At 31.1% G+C, this 24,430-nt stretch carries 20 protein-coding genes, 1 tRNA gene and 1 pseudogene; 11 read left to right on the top strand and 11 right to left on the bottom strand.

What is annotated here, in order from left to right; genetic code table 11:
* Both RCH18_RS00370 and RCH18_RS00375 read left to right on the top strand, forming a co-directional pair.
* Positions 1-411 carry a response regulator gene (locus RCH18_RS00370; protein ID WP_326934773.1) on the top strand — a complete coding sequence of 137 codons (411 nt, stop codon included), beginning with the start codon at positions 1-3 and terminating at the stop codon, positions 409-411.
* 18 nt (positions 412-429) lie between these two features.
* A complete protein-coding gene (locus RCH18_RS00375; protein WP_326934774.1) occupies positions 430-2,784 on the top strand; it encodes a response regulator in 2,355 nt (784 codons plus the stop codon).
* 209 nt (positions 2,785-2,993) lie between these two features.
* On the opposite strand, the pseudogene gntA reads toward RCH18_RS00375, so the two are convergent.
* Positions 2,994-3,569, bottom strand: a pseudogene (gntA, locus tag RCH18_RS00380) (guanitoxin biosynthesis heme-dependent pre-guanitoxin N-hydroxylase GntA).
* 1,122 nt (positions 3,570-4,691) lie between these two features.
* A tRNA-Gln gene (locus RCH18_RS00385) sits at positions 4,692-4,762 on the bottom strand.
* A 236-nt stretch (positions 4,763-4,998) separates the two neighbouring features.
* Here RCH18_RS00385 and RCH18_RS00390 point away from each other — a divergent pair.
* Together RCH18_RS00390 and RCH18_RS00395 are read left to right on the top strand one after the other, a co-directional pair.
* Complete coding sequence (locus tag RCH18_RS00390; protein WP_326934775.1) at positions 4,999-8,310, top strand: glycosyltransferase family 117 protein; 3,312 nt, start codon at positions 4,999-5,001, stop codon at positions 8,308-8,310.
* Between the two features lie 115 nt (positions 8,311-8,425).
* Positions 8,426-9,067 carry a polysaccharide deacetylase family protein gene (locus RCH18_RS00395; protein ID WP_326934776.1) on the top strand — a complete coding sequence of 214 codons (642 nt, stop codon included), beginning with the start codon at positions 8,426-8,428 and terminating at the stop codon, positions 9,065-9,067.
* 8 nt (positions 9,068-9,075) lie between these two features.
* On the opposite strand, the gene RCH18_RS00400 is transcribed toward RCH18_RS00395, so the two are convergent.
* Positions 9,076-9,372: a thioredoxin family protein gene (locus RCH18_RS00400; RefSeq protein WP_326934777.1), complete on the bottom strand. Its 297-nt coding sequence runs from the start codon at positions 9,370-9,372 to the stop codon at positions 9,076-9,078.
* A 75-nt stretch (positions 9,373-9,447) separates the two neighbouring features.
* Complete coding sequence (locus RCH18_RS00405; RefSeq protein WP_326934778.1) at positions 9,448-10,683, bottom strand: metallophosphoesterase; 1,236 nt, start codon at positions 10,681-10,683, stop codon at positions 9,448-9,450.
* 361 nt (positions 10,684-11,044) lie between these two features.
* On the opposite strand from RCH18_RS00405, the gene polA reads away from it, so the two are divergent.
* Positions 11,045-13,891, top strand: a complete 2,847-nt coding sequence (gene polA / locus RCH18_RS00410; RefSeq protein ID WP_326934779.1) for a DNA polymerase I — start codon at positions 11,045-11,047, stop codon at positions 13,889-13,891.
* A 167-nt stretch (positions 13,892-14,058) separates the two neighbouring features.
* Here polA and RCH18_RS00415 read toward each other — a convergent pair whose 3' ends face one another.
* Complete coding sequence (locus RCH18_RS00415; RefSeq protein WP_326934780.1) at positions 14,059-15,084, bottom strand: LacI family DNA-binding transcriptional regulator; 1,026 nt, start codon at positions 15,082-15,084, stop codon at positions 14,059-14,061.
* A 340-nt stretch (positions 15,085-15,424) separates the two neighbouring features.
* On the opposite strand from RCH18_RS00415, the gene rplM reads away from it, so the two are divergent.
* From rplM to RCH18_RS00440, 5 genes are all read left to right on the top strand, one after another.
* A complete protein-coding gene (gene rplM / locus RCH18_RS00420; RefSeq protein WP_073016233.1) occupies positions 15,425-15,880 on the top strand; it encodes a 50S ribosomal protein L13 in 456 nt (151 codons plus the stop codon).
* Entirely contained in the window at positions 15,880-16,266 is a 387-nt protein-coding gene (gene rpsI, locus RCH18_RS00425; RefSeq protein ID WP_326934781.1) for a 30S ribosomal protein S9, read from the top strand. The genes rplM and rpsI overlap by 1 nt, the downstream gene beginning before the upstream one ends.
* 197 nt (positions 16,267-16,463) lie before the next feature.
* Positions 16,464-17,279, top strand: coding sequence for a 30S ribosomal protein S2 (gene rpsB, locus RCH18_RS00430; protein WP_326934782.1), 816 nt, complete (start codon positions 16,464-16,466; stop codon positions 17,277-17,279).
* A gap of 137 nt (positions 17,280-17,416) precedes the next feature.
* Positions 17,417-18,241, top strand: coding sequence for a translation elongation factor Ts (gene tsf / locus RCH18_RS00435; RefSeq protein WP_326934783.1), 825 nt, complete (start codon positions 17,417-17,419; stop codon positions 18,239-18,241).
* 117 nt (positions 18,242-18,358) lie between these two features.
* Positions 18,359-18,919: a DNA-3-methyladenine glycosylase I gene (locus tag RCH18_RS00440; protein ID WP_326934784.1), complete on the top strand. Its 561-nt coding sequence runs from the start codon at positions 18,359-18,361 to the stop codon at positions 18,917-18,919.
* 44 nt (positions 18,920-18,963) lie between these two features.
* Here the strand turns inward: RCH18_RS00440 and aat are convergent, their stop codons facing one another.
* The 3 genes from aat to RCH18_RS00455 all read right to left on the bottom strand — a co-directional run bounded on the left by aat (position 18,964) and on the right by RCH18_RS00455 (position 21,018).
* On the bottom strand, positions 18,964-19,602 hold the full coding sequence (gene aat, locus RCH18_RS00445; protein WP_326934785.1) for a leucyl/phenylalanyl-tRNA--protein transferase: 639 nt from the start codon (positions 19,600-19,602) through the stop codon (positions 18,964-18,966).
* A 130-nt stretch (positions 19,603-19,732) separates the two neighbouring features.
* Complete coding sequence (locus RCH18_RS00450; protein WP_326934786.1) at positions 19,733-20,113, bottom strand: DUF3127 domain-containing protein; 381 nt, start codon at positions 20,111-20,113, stop codon at positions 19,733-19,735.
* Between the two features lie 29 nt (positions 20,114-20,142).
* Complete coding sequence (locus RCH18_RS00455; protein WP_326934787.1) at positions 20,143-21,018, bottom strand: flavin reductase family protein; 876 nt, start codon at positions 21,016-21,018, stop codon at positions 20,143-20,145.
* Between the two features lie 173 nt (positions 21,019-21,191).
* Between RCH18_RS00455 and RCH18_RS00460 the strand changes: the two genes are divergently transcribed.
* A complete protein-coding gene (locus RCH18_RS00460) occupies positions 21,192-22,340 on the top strand; it encodes a sensor histidine kinase (protein WP_326934788.1) in 1,149 nt (382 codons plus the stop codon).
* Positions 22,341-22,437: 97 nt separating this feature from the next.
* Here RCH18_RS00460 and RCH18_RS00465 read toward each other — a convergent pair whose 3' ends face one another.
* From RCH18_RS00465 to RCH18_RS00475, 3 genes are read right to left on the bottom strand one after another with little or no spacing between them, the layout of a single operon-like run.
* Complete coding sequence (locus tag RCH18_RS00465; RefSeq protein ID WP_326934789.1) at positions 22,438-23,148, bottom strand: PH domain-containing protein; 711 nt, start codon at positions 23,146-23,148, stop codon at positions 22,438-22,440.
* Positions 23,149-23,208: 60 nt separating this feature from the next.
* Positions 23,209-23,580, bottom strand: coding sequence for an MmcQ/YjbR family DNA-binding protein (locus RCH18_RS00470; protein WP_326934790.1), 372 nt, complete (start codon positions 23,578-23,580; stop codon positions 23,209-23,211).
* 10 nt (positions 23,581-23,590) lie between these two features.
* Positions 23,591-24,361, bottom strand: coding sequence for a cyclase family protein (locus RCH18_RS00475; RefSeq protein WP_326934791.1), 771 nt, complete (start codon positions 24,359-24,361; stop codon positions 23,591-23,593).
* Between the last annotated feature and the right edge of the window lie 69 nt (positions 24,362-24,430).

Genomic DNA, 24,430 nt, shown 5'->3' on the forward strand with positions numbered 1-24,430 from the left:
ATGATAAATACAAGTATCTTATTAATTGATGATAGAGAAACTATTATTGAAAGTATTGATAAATCTTTCAAAGAAATTAATTTTAAACATAAATTAATTTCAGTAAATAGTACGGCAAAGGCTTGGTTGATGCTTGATGGAAATAATAAAATTAATCCTGTACCAAGGATTATGTTAATTGATATTAATAGGATATCAAAGGATGGTATACAGTTAATAACGGCAATTCGTAATAATTCTAATTTAAAATCTATGCTGATTTTTGTACTAACAAATTCTCACAATCAAAAGAACAAGACTGACATCCTTAAATTGAATGTTGCGGGATATATTGTTACTTCATTTGAAGAAAAAGATTTATTACACTGCTTAAATGTGTTGAATGATTATTGGAATATTATTGAATCTTAAGTTAAAATTAGAGTGCAAATGGGCGTAGATTTAAAAATATTAATAATAGATGATGACAAAATTGACAGCATAACTATTAGCCGATCTATATTACAATCTGGCATTAAGGCAGAAGTCGATAGTATATTTTCTGCAAAAGAAGGAATTGAAAAAATCAAATCGTTTCAATATGATTTAATATTTTTAGATTATATGATGCCTGATACTGACGGCATTTCTTTTTTAAAAAAGATTATAGATTTAGATATAGATACTCCGGTGATATTTGTAACCTCGCAAGGTGATGAAAAAATAGCTAGTCAAGCGATACTCAATGGTGCTTTTGATTATATCCCAAAAACATTGTTAACTCCTGATGGTGTTTCGCAAAGTATAAGAAATACTTTAAAACTGCACAAAAATTTACAATCCCGAAAAATCACTGAATTGGCGTTAAAAATTAATTCTAACCGGCTAATTGAAGCTCAAAAATTAGCTAAAATTGCCAGTTGGGAGATAAATTTAAACGATAATTCAGCTTATTTTTCTGATCAATTTTATTCCATTTTTGAAGTAGAAAATGAAATAAATACATCGGTTGATTTTTTTAAATCTTTTTTTAATACTGCCGAAGATTTGTCATTATTTGAAAACTATTTAAAAATGACTAAAAGCTCACAATTAGAAATACAATTTAATCATGCGGTAACCACTAAAAAAGGAACCGTTAAATTTATAAACCAATATATTAAATGTTTATATGATGAAAAAGATAGACCCACTAAGATTCTTGGTACTATTCAAGACATAAGTGAGCAAAAACATATCGAATCAGAACTTATAAAAGCTAAAGAATTAGCGGAACAAGCTGTTATTATCAAAGAACAGTTTTTAACGAATATGAGTCACGAGATTCGAACTCCTATGAATGGGATCATTGGGTTTGCTAAAATTTTAGAGAACACCATCTTAGACGATAATCAAAAACAAAGTGTTGAAGCTATAAAAATAGCCAGTATTAATCTAATGAATATTATAAATGATATTTTAGATTTTTCTAAAATTGAAGCTAATAAAATGACATTTGAAGAAATTAGCTTCTCGATAAGTGAAACAATTAAAACTATAATACAGTTATTAACTCAAAGCGCTAAAGATAAAAAAATTAAACTTTTATATCAAATTGATCCTAAAATTAATGATTTTCTTTTAGGAGATGCCGTAAAACTATATCAAGTTTTAATTAACTTAATCGGTAATGCTATTAAATTTACTGAAAAAGGTTATGTTGAACTAGTAGTTACTCAAGTATTCAAAACAGATTTAATTTCTTCATTAAACTTTTCTGTAATAGATTCAGGAATTGGAATTCCAAAAAATAAATTAGCTTCAATATTTGATAGTTTTAATCAGGCTTCAAATGAAACCACAAGAAAATATGGAGGTACTGGCCTTGGATTAACTATCACTAAGAAACTTATAGAATTGCAAGGTGGATCAATAGACGTTAAAAGTTCTGTTTCTGAAGGAAGTGAATTTTCATTTTCTTTAGAGTATAAAAATTTGAAAAATAGAAATAAAAAACAAAAATTAAATTTGAATCCTATTAGATCTGCTGATTTTCTTAAAACCAAGAAGATACTTTTAGTGGAAGACAATGAGCTAAATCAACTTTTAACAATAAAGGTTTTTGAAAAATGGAATAAAGAAATTGATATTGCTGCTAATGGCAAGATAGCAATAGATAAAATAAAAGAGAACTCCTACGACATTATTTTGATGGACATTCAAATGCCTGAAATGGATGGTATAGAACTTACAAAATATATTAGATCAGAAATGGGGCAAAAATCATTGATTCCTATCATAGCCTTAACAGCTCACGCCACAATGGGAGAAGAAGAAAAATGCATTGAAGTAGGTATGAATGATTATTTATCTAAACCATTTAACTTTGATATATTACTTGATAAACTATACATTCATCTCATAAACAATGATTTATATAATTTAGACACCACAGAAATGCAAAGCGAAGAAGAGCAAGCTCTGAAATTATTTGATTTAGAATACTTAAAAAAATTCTCCGCAGACGATGATACTTTTATAAAAAAGATGATAACCATGTTTATAACTAATACTCCAGAATCACTTAATATAATTTTACAGTCAAGTAAAAATGATGAGATTATGATCCTAAAAAATGAGATTCATAAGTTTAAATCATCGTTAAATTTATTAGGTATGAGCAAAGCAGTAGAATGTGTAAATAAAATTGAAAAGCAAATTAAATTAAATCCGAATGATGATAAAATAAAAACAGAAATTACAGTTTTAAATGAAATATGTACCTCAGCATTAGTGCAGCTGAATTTAAAATTAAAAAATTATTGATTTTTTTTAGGTTCTTTGTTATAGTTCTACATATTGAAAAAAAATAAATTACCGTTCGTTTTTAGCTATTAAGAGCTCAATAAATTTATAGTCCTTGTCGCGATGTCAGCGTTCTTACTATCTATTTCCAGTAAAATCTTTATACGGTATAATTCAAAATTTAAAAGTATAATTACCTTGCTAACTTACTATTAAGCGGATTCTTTCTTTTAGTGGAAAGAGCAGTTCCAATTATTTTCAATTTGTCGTCCACCAATCTGTTTTGACTCGCTTTGCTCGCCAAAACCTCTTAAAACAGAATTAATACTGCTTTGTAATTCTTGATCGCGCATTCTTATTCGGTTTCTAACTGAATGGTATTTTCCCACCTCTCTAAGTTTTTCAAACTGTAAATGCAAGTTGAATACCACGGTACAGTATGGCGCCTTCCGAGCTAATCTATAACTTTTTGGGTGTAAGCTAATCATATAAAAAGCTTTGCCCTTTAAACTAAAACTAAAGTTTAGATCATTCAGATTTTGACTCACACTTGGATCCCATTTTTTATTATCTTTTTGATATAGTTTTTGTAGAAAATCCTATAACGCTTTTTAAAACTCTATTTCAGTATCAAAACTATCATTTTTAAAACAAAAGATTAATGATTCAAAAATTTTAGAATCACAGTCATAACTATTTAGATATTTTTCAACATTTGCAAGTATTGGTGTAATAATATCATCTGACTTTATGTTATCATAAATTTTTAGCTGGTATTTTTCCATTCTAAAAACTGTATTTGCCATTAAACATGGCTGCTATTTATCGATAATAAAGTTTTTGAATTCATTTTCTGTAGTATTAAATGACTGCGTGCTCATGGCTACTTTGTTTAAAATTTCACATTTATCTCATCTTTTATTTCCACTTAAAGAATACAACTATTTTATTAAAAAATTTGTTGATCGAAAATTCTATTGGATAACATGTAAATTAAATAAAATTTTGATTTCTAAAAATTGATCGATGCTTGGACAATTATTGTGTAACTGACTCCCCTTGAACAGTGGAAACGTAAGCTTTGTATGCATGCCCGAATGGGTAGAAAGGACATACGCCGTTACAGCTACTTCAACAACCTGACTACCCGTGATCAGCATTTATCACAAGCATTGATTCAATTTTTTCTAGTAATAAAATTTATTACTAACATTAAAATCAAAATATAGGGTCAATAAATCTTTAAAAATGAGTTATCAAATATATTGTTGAATTGTACTTTGTAAAATTAATTAGGAAGCAGTAAAAGTGTCAAATAGAATTTTTAGTTTGATTTATAAAATTTGTCTCAAAGATTTCAGCCACTAAAAACATTGACATTAATATTAAAATTGTCGTTTTAAATTACTTAAATAGTATTACCGACCATAAAATAATTGAGCTAAAGTTTATTTTTAGATGAAAAAATAGCATGATATTATGATCATGCAATACCTACCAAATTTCTTCTTAATCAATAATTTATAACTAATTAGAAATGGAAAGAGGCACAACTTTTACATCTTATATAGTAAGATTTCATTTAAGACTTTGATCCACAGATATAATGAGATATGAAATATGCAGCTTCTAGCTCTATTACAATATTTACTAACCACAAATCCACTTTCAATAATTATAAGTGAAAAAGTTGACTACTCTGACAGGATTTTTAATAAAAAAAAAAAGACAATAGATATTTAAATTGAAGCAAATAAATATGTAGGTTTCTTATTAAATTGAACGGCTACAATGTTTAAGTATACTTTAAATCATAAGATTGAATAAATTTATAGAATGACATTGAGATATTATATGATTAAATATACTTCATAGAAAACGAAAAACCCCGCAAACGTAATGTTTGCGGGGTTTTTTAATAATACCAGTTGGTCTACTAGGACTCGAACCTAGAAAGACTGCACCAAAAACAGTTGTGTTACCATTACACCATAGACCAGTATTGTTGCTAAGCGAGTGCAAATTTATAATAAATTTTAGTTTGCACAAACTTTTTGTGTGATTTTTTAAAAAAATGATTGATTATTTTGAAATCTAAATCAGCAATGAAATCGAATGCATTATAGATCAATGATTTATCAATTTAATAGAGTTTTCAAGAAATTTTTGTTAATGACTGCAACCTTAAACAAAAAAACATTTTCTTTGCAGCTGATATAAATTAAAATTTAGTACATGGATAAAGTAACTTTCAATTTCAATAAGTGGAACATAATCATTGGTTGGTTAGCATTTGGAATCGCATTATTAACTTATACTTTGACTGTTGAACCTACCATGAGTTTTTGGGATTGTGGAGAATATATTGCTACTGCAGCTAAACTGCAGGTAGGTCATCCTCCAGGAGCACCTTTATATCAAATGATTGGTGCGTTCTTCGCCATGTTTGCTACTGATTATACTAAAATCGCTTTGATGGTGAATATGATGTCAGTATTCTCAAGCGCATTTACAATACTATTTTTATTTTGGTCGTCTTCTATGATATTGCGCAAATTAGTTCTTCGATTTGCAGCGTTAGAATCTCAAAGCGAAACTAATAATCAACTTACTACAAGCAATAATATTGTTATATTAGGAAGTTCATTTGTAGGGGCATTAGCTTACACGTTTTCTGATAGTTTTTGGTACAATGCAGTGGAAGCCGAAGTTTATGCAATGGCATCATTGTTAATTGCATTACTATTTTGGTTGGGTTTGCGATGGGAACAAGACATGCATAAACCACGAGGAAATAGATGGTTATTGCTGATTTCACTTGTTATTGGATTATCTTTTGGAGTTCACTTTATGGCGCTCTTAACTATTCCAGCGATTGGATTTTTATATTTTTTTAAAAATTACAAAACAGTTACAGTAAAAAGTTTTCTTCTAGCTAATGTAATTGTAATTGCAGTGCTACTTTTTATTTTTAAATTACTTCTTCCTTTGACCATGGGATTCTTTGGTGATACCGAAGTTTTCATGGTAAACAGTCTAGGATTACCTTTCGACTCTGGAACTATATTTGTCACTATAGTCCTGATTGCTTTATTTTATTTCGGATTGAATTATACTCGAAATAAGGGAATGGTTACTTACAACACCTTAATTTTATGTATTCTTTTTATCTTAATTGGATTTTCTACATGGATGATGCTTCCTATTCGCGCCAATGCTAATACCGTAATTAATGAAAATAAACCTTCAGATGCACGCGAAGTTCTTGCTTATTACAATAGAGAGCAATATGGCGTAAATCCATTATTTTATGGCCCACAATATACAGAAGCTTTTGGCGGTTTAGACAAAGACAAACCATATTTAGACAAAGCTCCTAATTATGAAAGAGACTACAAAACGGGAAAATATATTATTGTAAATAATTTTAAAAACGCCGATCAGAATACCGCTGATATTCATAAAACAATATTGCCTAGAATGTGGAGCGGCGATCATATTGAAAATTATATGAACTTTACAAATCCACCTGAGTTCAAAATTGATCCTAATTATGATTACAGTGATGATTTAGCTAAATATGGCATTGAAGCTAGCCAACTTAGTGAAGAAGATTATAATAAAGCAATCGCACAATTAAAAAACGAGACGGAAAAAACAATAAACGAATTCCGACAAGCTTACGCACAAAAACAAATTGACAACGAAGGCTATGTGAAATTTTTAAAAAGTTATGGAGATTATTTAATTGTAGATAAACCTACAACTATAGATAACTTAAGCTTTATGGTTGAATACCAGTTTGGATATATGTATTGGAGGTATTTAATGTGGAATTTTGTGGGTAGGCAAAGTGATGCTCAAGGTAGATATGATTATCTTGATGGAAACTGGCTAAGTGGAATATCATTTATAGATAAATTGCATTTAGGAAGTCAAGACAATCTTCCATCAGATGTTTTAAATAATAAAGGTCGAAATGTGTATTTCTTTCTTCCGTTTATTTTAGGATTAATTGGATTAATGTATCACGCTAATAAAGATTTAAAAAGCTTTTATGTACTGCTAGCTTTATTTTTATTTACGGGAATTGCACTAAAAATTTATCTAAATGAAAGACCTTTTGAACCAAGGGAAAGAGATTACGCATTAGTGGGATCATTTTATGTGTTTGCCATTTGGATTGGTTTTGGCGTATATGCCTTATACGAAAGCGCTCGAAAATACATCGCTCCTAAAATTGCTGGGCCTATAATTATTGCTGCCAGTTTACTTGCCGCTCCAATACTAATGGCTGCTCAAAACTGGGATGACCATGATCGTTCTGGAAAATACACAGCTTTAGCGATGGCAAAAGCATATTTAGAATCCTGTGATGCTAATGCAATATTGTTTACCATTGGTGACAACGATACCTTCCCGCTCTGGTATGCTCAAGAAATTGAAAATATAAGAACTGATGTCAAAATTGTAAACACAAGTTTATTTATGACTGACTGGTATATTGATCAAATGAAAACTAAAACCTACGAATCAGATCCATTGCCCATCTCATTTACTCACGATCAATATGTAGGGGATAAATTAGATTATGTTGCATACATTCCAAAAATAGATAGCCGATGGGATATTAAAGACTTGATCACTTTTATAAAAAATCCTAAAGCAACCGTTCAAATGCAGAACGGACAAACTATTCATTTTTATCCAACCAATAAGATTAGAATCCCTGTTGATAGAAATACAATTATTAATAATAAAGTAGTAGATCCTAAATACAATGATTCAATTGTTCCTTATATTGATGTTGATATTAAGGGAAATGCGCTTTATAAAAACCGGTTAATGATGCTGGATATTGTTGCTAATAACAATTGGAAACGTCCTATTTATTTTAGTGGAGGCGCTTTTGATAATGAAGATTATATTTGGATGAAGGAATATCTTCAGCTAGAAGGTATGGCTTATAAATTAGTTCCTATTAGAACAAAACTACCTACAGATGGCAGCCCGCTTGAAATGGGGCAAATAGATTCAGAAAAAATGTATGCTAAAGTGATGAAATGGGATTGGGGAAATAGCGAAAGCCGTGAGATTTATCACGATCCTGAAACAAAAAGAAATAGTATCACTTATAGAACTAATCTTGCTAGGTTAATGAATCAATTAATTACTGAGGGTAAAAATGATAAAGCAAAAACAATTATCAATCTAGCGATGACTAAAATGCCACTTGAATTATTTGGCTATTATTCACTCTTAGAACCTTTTACAGATGGATATTATAAAATAGGTGATAAAGATAAAGCACAGATGTTATTACAACAACTTATTGGAAAATATCGAGATAATCTTAATTATTATGGCCAATTAAAAGCCTCAGAGCAAAATGACATTGCAACACCTATTATAATTGATATTGAACGCTATAGAAGTTTACTTCAAGTTATGAAAAAAAATGGTGATATAGATTTCTATAATAAAAACAAGGTGATTTTTAATACTTATATCAATATGTTTGCCCGTTTTGAACGTGAAAAGGAGTAATTAAAAGTTAAATAAAGTAATCAAATGATGAGTTAATTAGAATAAATGCAATAATGCAGTTTCTAATTGACTCATTTTTTTTTAAAGAACATCTCCATTAAATCATTGTATTGTTATGAAATTCTATTGGATAAAAACACACTGGATTATAAAAAAGATTTTTAATAATTATATTTGGGATGTTTCCAATGACAAAAAAACCGTCTATCTTACTTTCGATGATGGTCCAATTCCTGAGGTGACTACTTGGGTTTTAAATCAATTACAAGAGTATAATGTAAAAGCCACCTTTTTTTGTATAGGCGATAATATCAATAAACATCCTGCCCTTTTCATAAAAATAATTACTGATGGACATGCAGTAGGCAACCATACTCATAACCATTTAAATGGATGGACAACGCCAAATGACACTTATATAGAAAACATAAAAAAATGTGAAGAAGTCATGCATTCAGATACTTTTATAAATTCACAACCAAAAATTTTTAGACCGCCTTACGGCAAAATAACGATGGGTCAATCTAAGCTACTTAGAAGTCTAGGATATAAAATTATTATGTGGGATGTCTTAAGTGCTGACTTTGATCAAAAAATTAATAAACAAGAATGCTTAAATAATGTTTTATCGAATATTGAATCAGGAAGTATAATTGTTTTTCATGACAGCATTAAAGCGTTTAAAAACCTTGAATATGTATTGCCGAATACTTTACGTTATCTACAAAACAATGATTTTGAATGCGCAATATTATAACTTAGAAACTATAACTGCTCTTGAACCATATTTATTAAAGTATTTGCATCTAACTCACCTGATTGTCTCCACATCATTTTACCTTGTTTATAGATCATGAGTGTAGGCAAGCTTTTAATTCGAAGTGCATTGGCTAGTTCTTGATTTTTATCTACATCAATTTTAACCACCCTAGCTTTATCTCCAAGTACAGCTGCTACATCTTTAATGACATTGTGCATGGTTAATGAAGATTCATTCCACTCGGTATAAAAATCTATTAATACCGGTAACGGCGTGTTTAAAATTTCTCCGAATTTTGACATAAAACTAAAAGTTTGAGTTATTAAAAATTCGCTTCTAAGCAATATTAATATTACAAATGTAGCATTTTTAACGTATTAGGCGACATTTCCGCCTTTTTTTAATTCTATTACCGTTATTTCTGGCATAATCCCTACTCTTCCTGGATACGCATGAAAACCAAAACCCCTATTTACATAAACATAGCGTCCCATATTTTCATATAAACCAGCCCATTGCTTATATACATATTGTGCTAAACTCCACTTGAAGTAACCAGGGATTTCAATACCAAATTGCATTCCATGAGTGTGACCTGAAAGTGTGAGATGATAATGTTTAGCATCATGTTGTACCACTTTATCCCAGTGTGATGGATCGTGACTCATCAATATTTTAAAATCTTCTTTGTTTAATTTTTGAGATGCTTTACCTAAATCTCCTGCTTGCTTAAAATTATGACCCCAATTTTCCACTCCTACTAGCGCAATTTTATCTTCTCCTTTTTGAATAAAAGTATGCTCATTTAATAAAAGTTTAAAGTCAATTTCTCCATAAAGATTTTTTATAGCCTGAAAATTATCTTCTTTGGCCGCCTCATTAGGCCAAGTAATATACTCACCATAATCGTGATTGCCTAAAACCGAATATTTCCCATACTCATGTTTTTTTATTCTATTAAAGGTCTCTATCCAAGGGTGCATTTCCTTTGCATGCGTATTGACTATATCACCTGTAAACAAAATCAAATCTGAATTTTGCTCATTGACAAGATCAATGGCATAATTGATTTTTTCAGCATCATCAAAGCTACCACTATGTATATCAGAGATATGTGTAATTGTAAAACCATCAAAAGATTCAGGTAAATCAGGAAAAAAAATACGTTGCTTAATTACCTTATAATTATATTTTCCTGCAACAACCCCATAGATTAAAGATAAAAAGGGAACAGCTGCTAGGCCTAAACCTATTTGGCTAACAAACTTTCTTCGTGAATTTAAAAAATCAGCACTTTTATCAGGGTTGATAAAATAATTTACTGTTCCAGCACCTAATCTAAAGATATCTTCTCCAAGTAAAATTAATGTCAAAAATAATTTTGGAACATATACAATTAATAATAGTGCCATTACAAACATGGTGCGGTGCGTTTGCCCTACACTTCGATCAAACTGAGATAAAGAATAAACAATGTATATTAAAAATACAATACTTATACTTTCAATTGTAAATTGTAATGGTTTGGATCGCACTAAAGTTTTTAATACTTGAAAAAAATAAACCTCTATAATAAATAAGATTAAAAATACGAATACGATGCGAAAGATCATTTTTATTAAATTTTAAACAAAATAACAAATTATGAAATTACAATGCCTTTATATTAATCTAAATTTAACTAAAATACAAGATGCTAATTTTCATTATGCTCCCTACAATCTATTTATCCAGTGAAGAACTGCCTATTTTAGTAAAAATTAAAAATAGATACATTTACTTCATTAAACAAAGGAATTACTAACTGGAAATAGCAACTATCCATTAATTTTTTATAAGAATTGCGCATCTCTCTCGCTTACTTTGTTTTATGAAATTATTTTTTAATTAAAGATTTGTAATAGAAATTACTGATTGGTTATCTTCTTTATATAACCAATTTTGTACTTTTGAAAACAATACAAAAACAAACTCATGTCACAACAAAAACGTTTATTCCTTCTTGACGCTTATGCTTTAATATTCCGTGGTTATTATGCTTTTATAAAAAATCCTAGAATAAATTCTAAAGGCATGGACACATCAGCAATCATGGGTTTTATGAACTCCTTAATGGACGTTATTAAAAGAGAAAAACCAGATCACTTAGCAGTAGCGTTTGATAAAGGAGGAAGCCAATTACGAAATGATATTTTTCCAGAATATAAAGCGCATCGTGACGCAACACCCGAGGCAATTAAAATTGCAGTTCCCTATATTCAAGATTTATTAAAAGCGATGCATATACCCATAATAGAAGTGGCAGGTTATGAAGCAGATGATTTGATAGGTACAATTGCAAAACAAGCCGAAAAAGAAAATTACAAAGTTTTTATGGTAACTCCTGACAAAGACTTTGCACAGTTAGTTTCAGAAAATATATTTATGTACAAACCAGCTCGAATGGGCAATGGTATAGAAATTTGGGGAATCCCTGAGGTTTTAGCTAAATTCGAAATAGAACGACCTGAGCAAGTTATTGATTTCCTAGGAATGATGGGCGATGCCGCTGACAATATTCCAGGATTACCAGGAGTAGGCGATAAAACTGCCAAAAAATTTTTAAAAGAATATGGCTCTTTAGAAAATCTGCTTGCTAACACGCACCAACTCAAAGGCGCAATGAAAGATAAAATTGAAGCCAATGCAGAGCTTGGCATTTTATCTAAAAAATTAGCTACCATTATATTAGATTGTCCTGTGACTTTTGATGCAGCAGATTTTGAACTTTCAAAACCCGATGCAGAAAAAACAGATGCATTATTTATGGAATTAGAATTCCGCCAAATGAAAGCACAGTTCGATAAATTATACAATCCTACAAGCGCCGAAGGAGAAATTGACAATGAGCCAACACAAAAAACGATTGCTAAAAAATCAAATGAAGATCAATTTGACCTATTTGGTTTTCATGATGACACTTCCGGTGAAATGATATCTAATTCGCTTTATGCCACTTTAGAAAACACTGATCACAATTATCAAATAATTCAAGGTGATTTAGGATTAAAATTATTTTTACAAAATTTAAACAATCAAACTTCGGTAAGTTTTGATACAGAAACTACGGGACTTGACGCCTTAAATGCTGAATTGGTAGGATTGTCATTTGCAGCAGCAAAAGGAAAAGCGTTTTACGTTCCATTTCCAGATAATCGTGATGAGGCTCAGGCTTTAGCCAATAAATTCAAACCCTTTTTTGAAAATGAAGCTATCGAAAAAGTAGGGCAAAACATAAAATATGATTTAAAAGTATTGACAAAATATGGTATTCAAATAAAAGGTAAATTATTCGATACGATGATTGCTCATTATTTGATTAATCCAGATATGCGTCATAATATGGATATTTTAAGCGAAACTTATTTAAAATATACGCCAAAACCCATTGAAGACTTAATAGGCAAAAAAGGTAAAAATCAAAAATCGATGCGGGATGTTTCTTTAGAAGAAATTAAAGAATACGCCGCAGAAGACGCTGATGTAACCATACAATTAGCAACGGTTTTTAGTCCAATATTAGAAAAAGCCGAAACTAAAAAATTGTTTGATGAAATCGAAATTCCTTTGATTCCAGTTTTAGCTGCAATGGAATTAGAAGGCATCAATCTTGATGTTCCTTTTCTAAAAGAAATGTCCACTGAAATGGCAAAGGAAAGCAGTGCATTAGAACAAAAAATTTATGAAACTGCTGGAGAACAATTCAATTTAGCGTCGCCTAAGCAACTTGGAGATGTTTTATTTGACAAAATGAAAATTGGCGCTGCTAAACAAAAGAAAACCAAAACGGGTCAATATGCCACAGGAGAGGAAGTGCTAAGCTATTTAGCAATCAACAATCCTATTGTAAAAGATATTCTGGAGTGGCGCCAAATGGTAAAACTACAAAGCACCTATATCGATGCTTTGCCAAATCAAGTAGACGAAATTACAGGTCGCGTTCATACTGATTATATGCAAACAGTGGCTGCCACAGGCCGATTGAGTTCTACAAATCCTAACTTACAAAACATTCCTATTCGGACAGAAAAAGGTAGACTGATTCGGAAAGCCTTTATTGCTCGTAATGAAAATTACACCTTGCTTTCTGCGGATTACTCTCAAATTGAACTTCGTATAATTGCCGCTTTATCTGGTGAAGAAAATATGATTGCCGCTTTCCAAAATAATGAAGACATTCATAAAAGTACAGCAGCAAAAGTCTTTAATGTTCCCCTTGAAGAAGTTACCAAGGAACAACGAAGTAATGCCAAAACCGTAAATTTTGGAATTATATATGGTGTTTCAGCATTTGGACTATCCAATCAAACGTCGCTTTCAAGAAAAGAAAGCGCTGATTTAATTGATGCTTATTATGCTACTTATCCTAAACTGAAAGCCTATATGGCAAATCAAGTTGATTTTGCTAGAGAAAATGGGTATGTACAAACCGTTTTAGGAAGACGACGCTATTTAAAAGATATTAATTCAGCGAACTCGATCGTGAAAAGTGGCGCAGAGCGTAATGCTGTAAATGCACCTATTCAAGGAAGTGCCGCTGATATTATAAAAATTGCAATGATTAATATCTATAAAAAGCTAACTTCTACGAATCCCGATGGTTCAGGATGGAAATCAAAAATGTTATTGCAAGTGCATGATGAACTTGTATTTGATGTTCATAATGATGAGTTGGAGAAAATTAAACCTATGATTAAATACGAAATGGAAAATGCTTTTAAACTGGATGTCCCTTTGGATGTTGAGATTGGTGTAGGAAAAAATTGGCTGGAAGCTCATTAAGCAGTGGTCAGTAAGCAAGCGTGCATTAGGTAATTAATTATTGCGCGGAGTTGTGAGATGCGAAGCAAAAAAATTGAATTCAAATTAAATTAACTGGTAAGCTAATTTTAAAAGGTAACACTAAATATATATTCAAAAAAAATCCATCTTTTAGATGGATTTTAGCTTTATAACTTTCTTGTAGATTCTCTTTCTTTTAATTTTGTTTTGATAACCACCGTTTCATAAGGAATATATTCCTCTTTAGATTCTAATCGATCAATTAATAGTTTAGCAGCAACTTCTCCTATTTCTATTCCGTGTTGACTTACAGTTGTCAACCTTGGTGATAATCTTCTGGAGGCGAGAATCCCATCGGCAAAGCCTATTATTGATAGCTCTTCAGGGATTTTATATCCTTTTTTAAGTCCTATTTTTAGAGCAGCAACTGAATCGGTTTCATCTAATGCAAAAATACCGTCAATTTTCATATCCTCTAAAATCGCTTCAATTTTATTATTTAAATCTTCTTCGGAATCGGTTCTAATAATAATAGAGTCATTAATGGTTATATTATTATTTTCTAAAGCTTTTAAATAGCCTTCTGCTCTCAGTTTACCCACACTTAAATTATCAATAGAAGAAAGTAAAGCAATATTTTTACAACCCAAGTCAAGTAAATGCTGCGTAGAATTAAGTGCTGAATCAAAATCATCAACTATTACTTTATCACAATCTACCGTATCCGCAATTCTATCAAACATTACTATTGGAGTGCCGTCATTAATAATACTAGAAAAATGATCGTAATCACCCGCTTTTTGAGCTTCTTCAGAAACTGAAACGATAAAACCATCAATAGTTCCATTACTTAACATTTCTAGTGTGTGTGTTTCTTTTTCCAAGGATTCATTAGAAATACACATAATAACGTTGTATCCTTTCTCATCAGCCACTTTTTCGATGCCACTAAAAACTTTCGCAAAAAAGGAATTTAAAATATTTGGAATAATAACTCCTATGGTTTTAGTTTTTCTATTTTTAAGATTAAGTCCTATAACGTTTGGCTTATAATTTTTGAGTTTAGCATATTCTTTAATTTTAACTTTAGTCAAATCACTAATTTCTGGACTATCATTAAGCGCTTTTGAAACTGTAGAAACAGAAACATTTAGTTCTTTTGCAATTTGTTTTAAAGTAGCTTTGGCTTTCATAAAGAAAATTTATAATAGTTAATAGGTTAAAAAGAACCCAATAAAATAATTAAAAACAAATATAGGTGTGATTTATAAAAATACCTATTAATAAATAGATTTTGCAATGAAAACGGAACAAAAGTTCATTAAAATTAAGAAAAAGAAAGATCCTTCTCTATATATATATTTTGCACACCGTCCACAGGAATTATAATTATACCATTTATATCAATATGCATTTGATAATCAGCACTAAAAGAGAAAAGAAATAATCTTTTAAGGTATTTGTATTTAAAATAATAAATTGTACTTTTGCAACCCCTTTATTGGGGATGGAATGTTTAATTAAAATAATATTATGGACGCATTAAGCTACAAGACAAAATCAGCAAGCAAAGCCACCGTTACAAAAGAGTGGATTGTTGTTGATGCTGATGGGCATAACTTAGGACGTATGGCTTCAAAGATCGCAATGATCTTGAGAGGTAAATACAAAGCAAGTTATACACCACATGTTGACTGTGGAGATAACGTAATTGTTATCAACTCAGAGAAAATCAACCTTACAGGTAACAAAATGGACGAGAAGACTTACATTCGTCACACAGGTTATCCAGGAGGACAAAGAACTTTAACTGCTAAAGTATTGCAATCAAAAAACCCTGCATTATTAGTAGAAAAAGCAGTAAAAGGAATGTTACCTAAAAATAAATTAGGAGCTGAACTTTTCAGAAATTTAAATGTTGTTGTAGGTTCTGAGCACAAACAAGGCGCTCAAAAACCGAGAACAGTTAACCTTAACGATCTTAAGTAATGGGAGTTATTCACAAAATCGGTAGAAGAAAAACCGCTGTTGCACGTGTGTATGTTTCGGAAGGAACAGGAGTAATCACTGTAAACAAAAAATCATTCGAAACTTATTTCCCTACTGCAACTTTACAGTACAAAGTATTACAACCTATGTCTATGACAGAAAATGTAAGCAACTTTGATGTAAAAGTTAATGTTTATGGAGGTGGTTCAACTGGTCAAGCAGAAGCTGTAAGAATGGCATTAGCACGTGTTATGTGTGAAGTGAACGCTGAAAACAGAGCTGTATTGAAACCACAAGGTTTATTAACAAGAGATCCAAGAATGGTTGAACGTAAGAAATTCGGTCAGAAGAAAGCTCGTAAGAGATTCCAATTCTCTAAACGTTAATATTACTTGTCTTGTTCAAGTAGGACAAGACATCATCAATTATTTATTGAAATTAAAAAACACAGTTGTTGTTGCTCTCCTACCGAGGTAGGGAATAGTTTAGCATCTAAATAAGCCGAAAGTCTTAAAGTCGAAAGTCTTAAAGTCGTATCAAAGAAGCATATTGCTAATCAACAGAACGTAAACTAGAACAAAAAATGGCAAACAAAATAGAAGTTAAAGACTTACTAGAAGCAGGTGTTCACTTTGGACACATGACTAGAAAATGGGATCCAAACATGGCTCCTTACATCTATATGGAACGTAATGGTATTCACATTATCAATCTATATAAAACTGCAGCAAAAATTGAAGAAGCAAATGACGCTTTGAAAAAAATTGCTGCATCAGGTAGAAAAATATTATTTGTTGCTACCAAAAAACAAGCAAAAGATATCGTTGCTGAAAAAGCAAAAGCTGCAAACATGCCTTATATCACTGAAAGATGGCCTGGTGGAATGCTAACTAACTTTGTAACTATCCGTAAAGCCGTTAAAAAAATGGCTACTATTGATAAAATGAAGAAAGATGGTACATTCTTGACTCTTTCTAAAAAAGAGCGCTTGCAAGTAGATCGTCTTCGTGCTAAATTAGAGAAAAACTTAGGTTCAATCGCTGACATGTCTAGACTACCAGCTGCTTTGTTCGTAGTTGATATCAAAGCGGAACACATCGCTATAAAAGAAGCTCAAAAATTAAACATTCCAGTTTTTGCAATGGTTGATACTAACTCTGATCCACGTGAAGTAGAGTATGTAATTCCTGCAAATGATGATGCTTCTAAATCAATTGATAAAATTTTAACTTTAGTTACAGCTGCAATCGTTGAAGGACTTTCTGATAGAGGATCTGACAAAGAAGGTGAAGCCACTACAGAAGTTGCTGCTCCTGCTGCTGAAACGGCAGAAACTGCTCCAGTTGCTGAAATTGCTCCTGTTACAGAAGCTGCTGCTCCAACTGCGACTGAAGAATAAAAACAAATTTTAAGTTCCAAATTTTAAATTCCAAATTCCATAAAGATTAGTAACCACAAGTTAATAATTGATTAAAATTGGGATTTGGGATTTAAGAATTGGAATTTTTACTTTTATAACATTTAACACAATATATTATGGCAACAATTACTGCTGCAGACGTAAATAAATTAAGAACAGCTACAGGTGCAGGTATGATGGACTGCAAAAAAGCCTTGGTTGAATCAGAAGGAGATTTCGATTTAGCGATTGAAAACTTACGTAAAAAAGGACAAAAAGTAGCTGCAAATCGTTCTGATAGAGAATCTACAGAAGGTGCTGCAATTGCTGTTGTAAATGCTGATAAAACTGCTGGAGTTGTAATCACATTAAACTGTGAGACTGACTTCGTAGGTATGAACGAAAGCTTTGTGAAAATGGCCACTGAAATGGCTAATCAAGCATTAAACTATGACAACTTAGAAGCATTTTTAGCTTCTGATTTTAATGGAATCACTGTTGCTGAAAAATTAATTGAGCAAACAGGAGTAATAGGAGAGAAATTAGAAATCAGAACTTTTGAGAAATTAGAAGGTGCTTTCGTTGGATCTTATATTCACTCAGGTAATAAAATTGCCACTATTGTAGCGCTTTCAGCTAAGGTTGATGGTGCTGATGATGTTGCAAGAAACGTAGCGATGCAAGCTGCTGCAATGAACCCAATTGCTTTAAACGAAGCTGGAGTTGATGCTGCTGTTATCGAAAAAGAAATTGAAATTGCTAAAGATTTGTTGCGTCAAGAAGGAAAACCAGAAGCAATGTTAGAAAACATTTCTAAAGGAAAAATTCAACGTTTTTACAAAGACAACACTTTAGTAAATCAAGATTATATTAAGGATAGTTCTATGAACGTTGCTTCTTATGTAAAATCTGTAGATGCTAACTTAACAGTTACAGGTTTTAAAAGAGCTGCTTTAGGATAAATAGATTTTTGATTTACGTCCCGAAACGATCGAGATGATTTCAGATTTTTAAAAACTCCATTTCAAATCAGTTTGAAATGGAGTTTTTTCATTTATATTTGAGATTTAGATTTAAATATGGAAAATATAAATCGCTGCAAGTGGTGTTTATCAAGCGAACTTTACAAACAATATCATGATCAGGAATGGGGAATTCCCGTCTTTGATGATGCAGTTTTATTTGAATTTTTAATCTTAGAAACCTTTCAAGCTGGACTGAGTTGGATAACTATTCTAAACAAAAGAGAAAATTTTAGAATTGCTTTTGAACATTTCGACTTTAAAAAAATAGCTAACTATCAAGAAGAAAAAATTCAGGAATTACTTTTAAATGCTGGCATTATTCGCAACCAATTAAAAATTAGATCAGCTGTTTCTAATGCGGTTGCTTTTATAAAAGTTCAACAAGAATTTGGTAGTTTCTCTAATTACATTTGGCAATTTACCGATGGGAAACCAATTATAAACCACAGAAAATCATTAAATGAAGTTCCCGCTACCGCTCCACTCTCTGAATTTATAAGTAAAGATTTAAAGAAACGAGGATTTAAATTTGTAGGCCCTACAGTAGTTTATGCATTTATGCAAGCTGTAGGGATAGTCAATGATCATGTGGAGAGTTGCTGGAAAAGTTGTTAAAAACCAGTGGTCAGTGAATACAAAATGTATACTGTAACCATGTTCTATTCTTCTTTCAAAATTTTTATAAATGCATCTCGCTCAATTTCTCTACATCCTAAACTTTCTAGATGTGGATTATACACTTGACAATCTACTAGTTTGTAGTTTTTCTTTCTTAATATTTCTACTAATGCGATAAAAGCAACTTTTGAGGCATTAGAAACAAGCGAAAACATGCTTTCTCCACAGAAAACATGTCCTAAATCTATTCCATATAATCCGCCTACTAATTCATCATTTTGCCAAATCTCAACCGATGTGCCAACTCCCATTTCATGAAGCTTAACGTATGCCTCAATCATATCATTTGTAATCCAAGTGCCATTTTGTCCTTCGCGTTTTACTTTTTGGCAATTTGATATTACGTCTCTAAAATTTTGATTAAAAGTGATTTTAAAATTATTCCTATTGAGAATATTTCGCATGCTTTTGGAAACTATTAATTCGTCTAAAAAAAGCACCATTCTTGGATTTGGCGACCACCAAATAATTGGATCTTTTTCGTCAAACCATGGAAAAATACCGCTTTTATAAGCAAGTAGTAATCGCTTCGTTGATAAATCACCACCAAAGGCTAAAATCCCATCACGATTGGCTTGCGATACAGCTGGGAAAAATAAATCTTTAGTTAAGTGATACACGTTTTTTAATTTTAGTAGCAGTATCAATTTTATCTGCAATTCAATAGCATTATTGAATGAAAAAAACCAAATTCCAATTTTGAGATATACTCAATTTGAAATTTGGTTTTTATAAATTTAGAATTATATTTTAGAATGGCAAATCGTCTGCTTCTTCCTCATTTAAATTTGTAGCTGGCGCAAATGTTTGTGCAGCTGGCATAGGAGGCATTTGAGCAGCAGAAGGATTATCTCCTTGCAATTTAGCTATTCTCCAACCTTGAATTGTATTAAAATAAACAATTTCTCCTTGCGGATTCGTCCATTCTCTACCTCTCAAATTAATGTCGATTTTTACTGGTTCTCCGACTTGAAAATCATTTAGCAAATCACACTTATCTTGAACAAATTGTACTAAAATGTGCTGTGGATATTGCTCATCAGTAGTAACAACAATGTCTCTTTTCTTGAAACCTCCAGATCCAACTTCCTTAGTTTGATCAATCATCTTAACTTTTCCTGTAACTTCCATCTTCGCTGTTTTTTATTGTTTGGCTCTATTTATTTTTTTGCTAAAAGCACTTTCCATGCCGTTAACACTTCATTTTTAAGTAGATAATCTTTTGCAAGTAGATGTTTTTTAATAATATCATCCGCACTTAAAACACCTTTTACTTCAAAGTTATCTTTTACAAATATAGTAATTTCTTGCTCAGTTGGCAAAGCTTCAACGTTTCCTAACATGCCTAAATCATTTCCATTAAAAACAATACTTTGCTTTATTGAATTTGGAATTGCATCTACTCCAATTCCTAATGTCGAAACTGGTTTTGGCACTTCAAAAAGTCCTTGATTGGCTCTTGAATACCAATTCCCTCCTAATCTTGAAACCAAATCAATTTTATACTGATCAATTGCGCCATTCTCGTCTAAAATATTTTGATCAATATGGATTCGCAACACTTCGCATAAAATTAAATTTCCTGCTCCACCTTCTGATCCTAAAGCAATAATTTGAGTTACTTTACACTCAAATTGCACAGGCGCTTCCTTCACTCTAAAAGGGCTTACCACCTCTGAAGCAACAGGAGTCAAACCTGATTTGATAAATTCATCAACGCCATCTGCATACTCGGTGCTAGCAAGCGAAATTTGTTGTACCATATCATAATTAACAACGTTGATCACAACTTCCCTTGTTGCCTCAGCATTTATTAGTGTGTGTTTTATAGAATTGTCCCGAACACGTCTGGCTGGTGAGAAAACAAGAATAGGCGGATTGGCACTAAATACATTAAAAAAACTGAATGGCGAAACATTTGGATTTCCCTCTAAATCAATTGTACTTGCAAAAGCAATTGGTCTTGGACCTACAGAACCTTGTAAATATCCTTGTAATTTGGCCGTAGTTATTGTTGCTGGATCAATAGTAATCATACCTTAATTTTATTTCTTATCATTACAAAAGTAATCAAATGGTTTTAGTTATAAAGATTGTAGTACATAATTACGATTAGTAAAGCACGCAATAATTAACACTTTGAAATCTTAGACTGAAACTAAAATATTTACTTATTTATTTAGTTATATTTATCATTAAAATTCAATTTATGCAGTTTTCTGAAAGAATAAATTCAACTCGTTGGATCATTATTTTCGCTTCCTTTTTAATAATCTCTTTAATCCTATGGAATACTTATACTTTTTTTCAAATCTTTAAAAATGAAGAACGTATAAAAATGAATCTTTGGGCACTCGCTCAGAAAACATTAATCAATGCAAGCGAGACAACCGATGTGAGTCTTTCTCTTCAAATTTTTAGCAATAATACTTCAATTCCTATTATACTTACCGAAAACGAGCAAATAATAAATACCGTAAACATTGATGAATCTATTGTAAAAGATAAATCTCAAGCTCTAAAATTTTTAACTAAGCTTAAAAGTGAAAATAACCCTATTGTAATTGAATATGTGCCTGGCAAATTTCAAAAACTGTATTATGGCAACTCCGCCTTACTGAATAAATTGAAATATTATCCCGTTGCACTCGTACTGATCATTGTTCTTTTTAGTGGTTTAGTTTATTATTTTTATCGTACCACAAAAATGGCTACTCAAAACAAATTGTGGGCAGGAATGGCTAAAGAGACGGCTCATCAAATAGGCACACCACTTTCATCATTAATTGGTTGGGTAGAAATTCTTAAAAGTGAAGATGTGGATGAAAGTACTACTCTAGAAATCGAAAAAGATATTGAACGCTTACAAACAATAACCGATCGCTTTTCAAAAATAGGATCGGAGCCAAAATTAGAAACTAAAGATATTATTGCCGAAACACAACAATCTTATGATTATCTGCAATCTCGATTTTCAAAACAAATTGAGTTTTTATTTATTGCTCCGCAGTTTCCAATAATGGTTTCTATTAATCCTACTTTACATAGTTGGACTATTGAAAATTTAGTAAAAAATGCAATTGACGCCATGAAAGGAAAAGGCAAAATTACTTTAGAAATAGCTAATTACGGTGATTATGTTAAAATAGAAATCTCAGATACTGGCAAAGGAATTGAAAAAAAACTATTTAAAACTATTTTTGAACCTGGCTTCACCACTAAAAAAAGAGGTTGGGGTTTAGGTCTTTCATTGACTAAAAGAATTGTAAAAGAATATCACAAAGGCACTATAAAAGTACTAAGTTCTGAAATAGGAATAGGCACTGTCATACAAGTTTGCTATAAAAAACAAATTTAATCGATTACAATTTCTGATTTTAAAATTTTAAAACCTTTTTAGATTTTTAACAAAATTAAATTTAGAATTAGCTTTTCTTAAAAATCTAAATCACCTATTACATGTGGTTTAATATTTCTTTTTTAAATGCATCGTATTCCCCTTGCAAAATCAATCCATTGTCGAGTAATTTTTTATAATTCTGTAATTTTTCAAAAAGTTCGTCTTGTGACAATCCTTTTAGCATATCTTGTGCTGTATTTTCGATTGGCGCTTCTAATTTCTCGTTATTTGAATTATATAATGACGAAGTACTAGGCATTATATCTAGAAAACTAGTTACTTCTTCTGTTTCGATTTCTTCGATAACTTCTAAATTATCTCTAGTATCGTCAATAGTTTCTTCTATAATAACGGCATTCATTACTTCTACATTGATCACCATTTCTAGTTGTTCTTTAGCGTAAGTGTAAATTTTTCGAGCCTGCGTTTTTGGAAGATAGTCAATTGTAATTGTCATCTCCACATTCGTAGCAAAAGAAAATTCTGAACCTAAAATATTTTCCTTTACAAATACATCCTCGATAGTATCCCAATTGTAATCAATGAAATCCATTGACAAGCCAAGATTTTTTGGTTGGCAAATAATAATTCGTTTATTAGTTAGCACAATACTATCTGGTAAAACGGTGATGGCGGGCTTTTTTTGAACAGCTATATACCCTATCTCTTCATTCTTCATCAATAAATCACTCAATTTAGAAGCTATTTTCTCTATTGCTTTAGGATCTTGCTCTTCGTTTAAAAAATTCTTAAATTGCTCTTTCATATAACACGTTTGATTTGTATTTTACTTTTTTCTATTTATCTTCTAAAGTAAAAGTAAGACCTAATTTTCTAATTCTATAATTTCCTGTTGTAAAATCTTTTTTAAAGAATTAAAAATTAATTCATAAGAATGATCTATTAATTGTTTTATCAATTCATCTGAAGCAGATTCATTGACTGCTATTGTATTCCAGTGCTTTTTATTCATGTGAAAACCAGGCTGAATAGCATCATGTTCTATACGAAGCGCTATTGCAAGTTGCGGATCACATTTTAAATTGATTGATGGCCTTCCATTTTCCCATTGCGATAATGAAGATAAAGCAAAAATTTTTTCACCCAACTTAAAAACTAATATATCATCATCAAATGGGAAATGTTCAGTCACCCCTTTCTTTGATAGACAATAATTATAGTAGTTTTCTATCCCCATGGGTTATCCTTTATACGTTTGTTAAAGCATATAAAATGGGTTTACTAGGACTGGCATCATTCTCAAATGATGATATTTGTAAATTAAGTAAATAATCTCCATCTAAATTCTTATTTTCAACAAAGATCATCTCGGTAATCGTACAATCAATACGTGCCTCTTTGTTTAAATGATCAATATCTTTAACATTCCAAAAAGCTTTATGTGCTAGCAATTTACCATCATCTTTTTCTTTATCTACACTAGGCAAATCAATTAATAAATGCTGAATGCCGCTTTCGCAAATGAAACGCGCGGCAGCTTCACTCAAAAATGGTGGATTACTATTAGAATATTTTCTAGATACTTTATCAACAGAATTTGCTAATGTCCTAATAACGATTGCTTCAGGGATTGATCCATTTAATGCTTGTTCGACTTGATTTTTTGAAATTACAAAGTCATCATTGATTTGTTCTGGCTGAATTGTAATTAATTTAGCTGTAAAAAAGAATTGTTGCAAACACTGATTAATAGAATAAAACTTGCGTGTAATATGTCCTAAACATTCGGTATGAGTGCCATGACCGTGCGGATTAAATTGAATATTATTGAAATTTGTAGAAGCACCTTTTTGCACGCTGCCAATCCATTCTCCAAAAACAACAGGTTCTATTACCGGTTTTTCAATATACCAAGCAATTGGATTTTCATCTGTATTTGTTAATGGAATCGAAATATCAATAGGTTTTGATAAATTGACCTTTAAAACCTGATTTTTATGTTGGATCGTTGTTTGCACTTGATGATTTTTCTGCTAAAAAAAACTGAAAATAAAAATTTAAAAAGGATTTCTTTTTATTCCATACGA

This window comes from Flavobacterium sp. PL11 (assembly GCF_035985025.1).
Lineage (GTDB): Bacteria > Bacteroidota > Bacteroidia > Flavobacteriales > Flavobacteriaceae > Flavobacterium.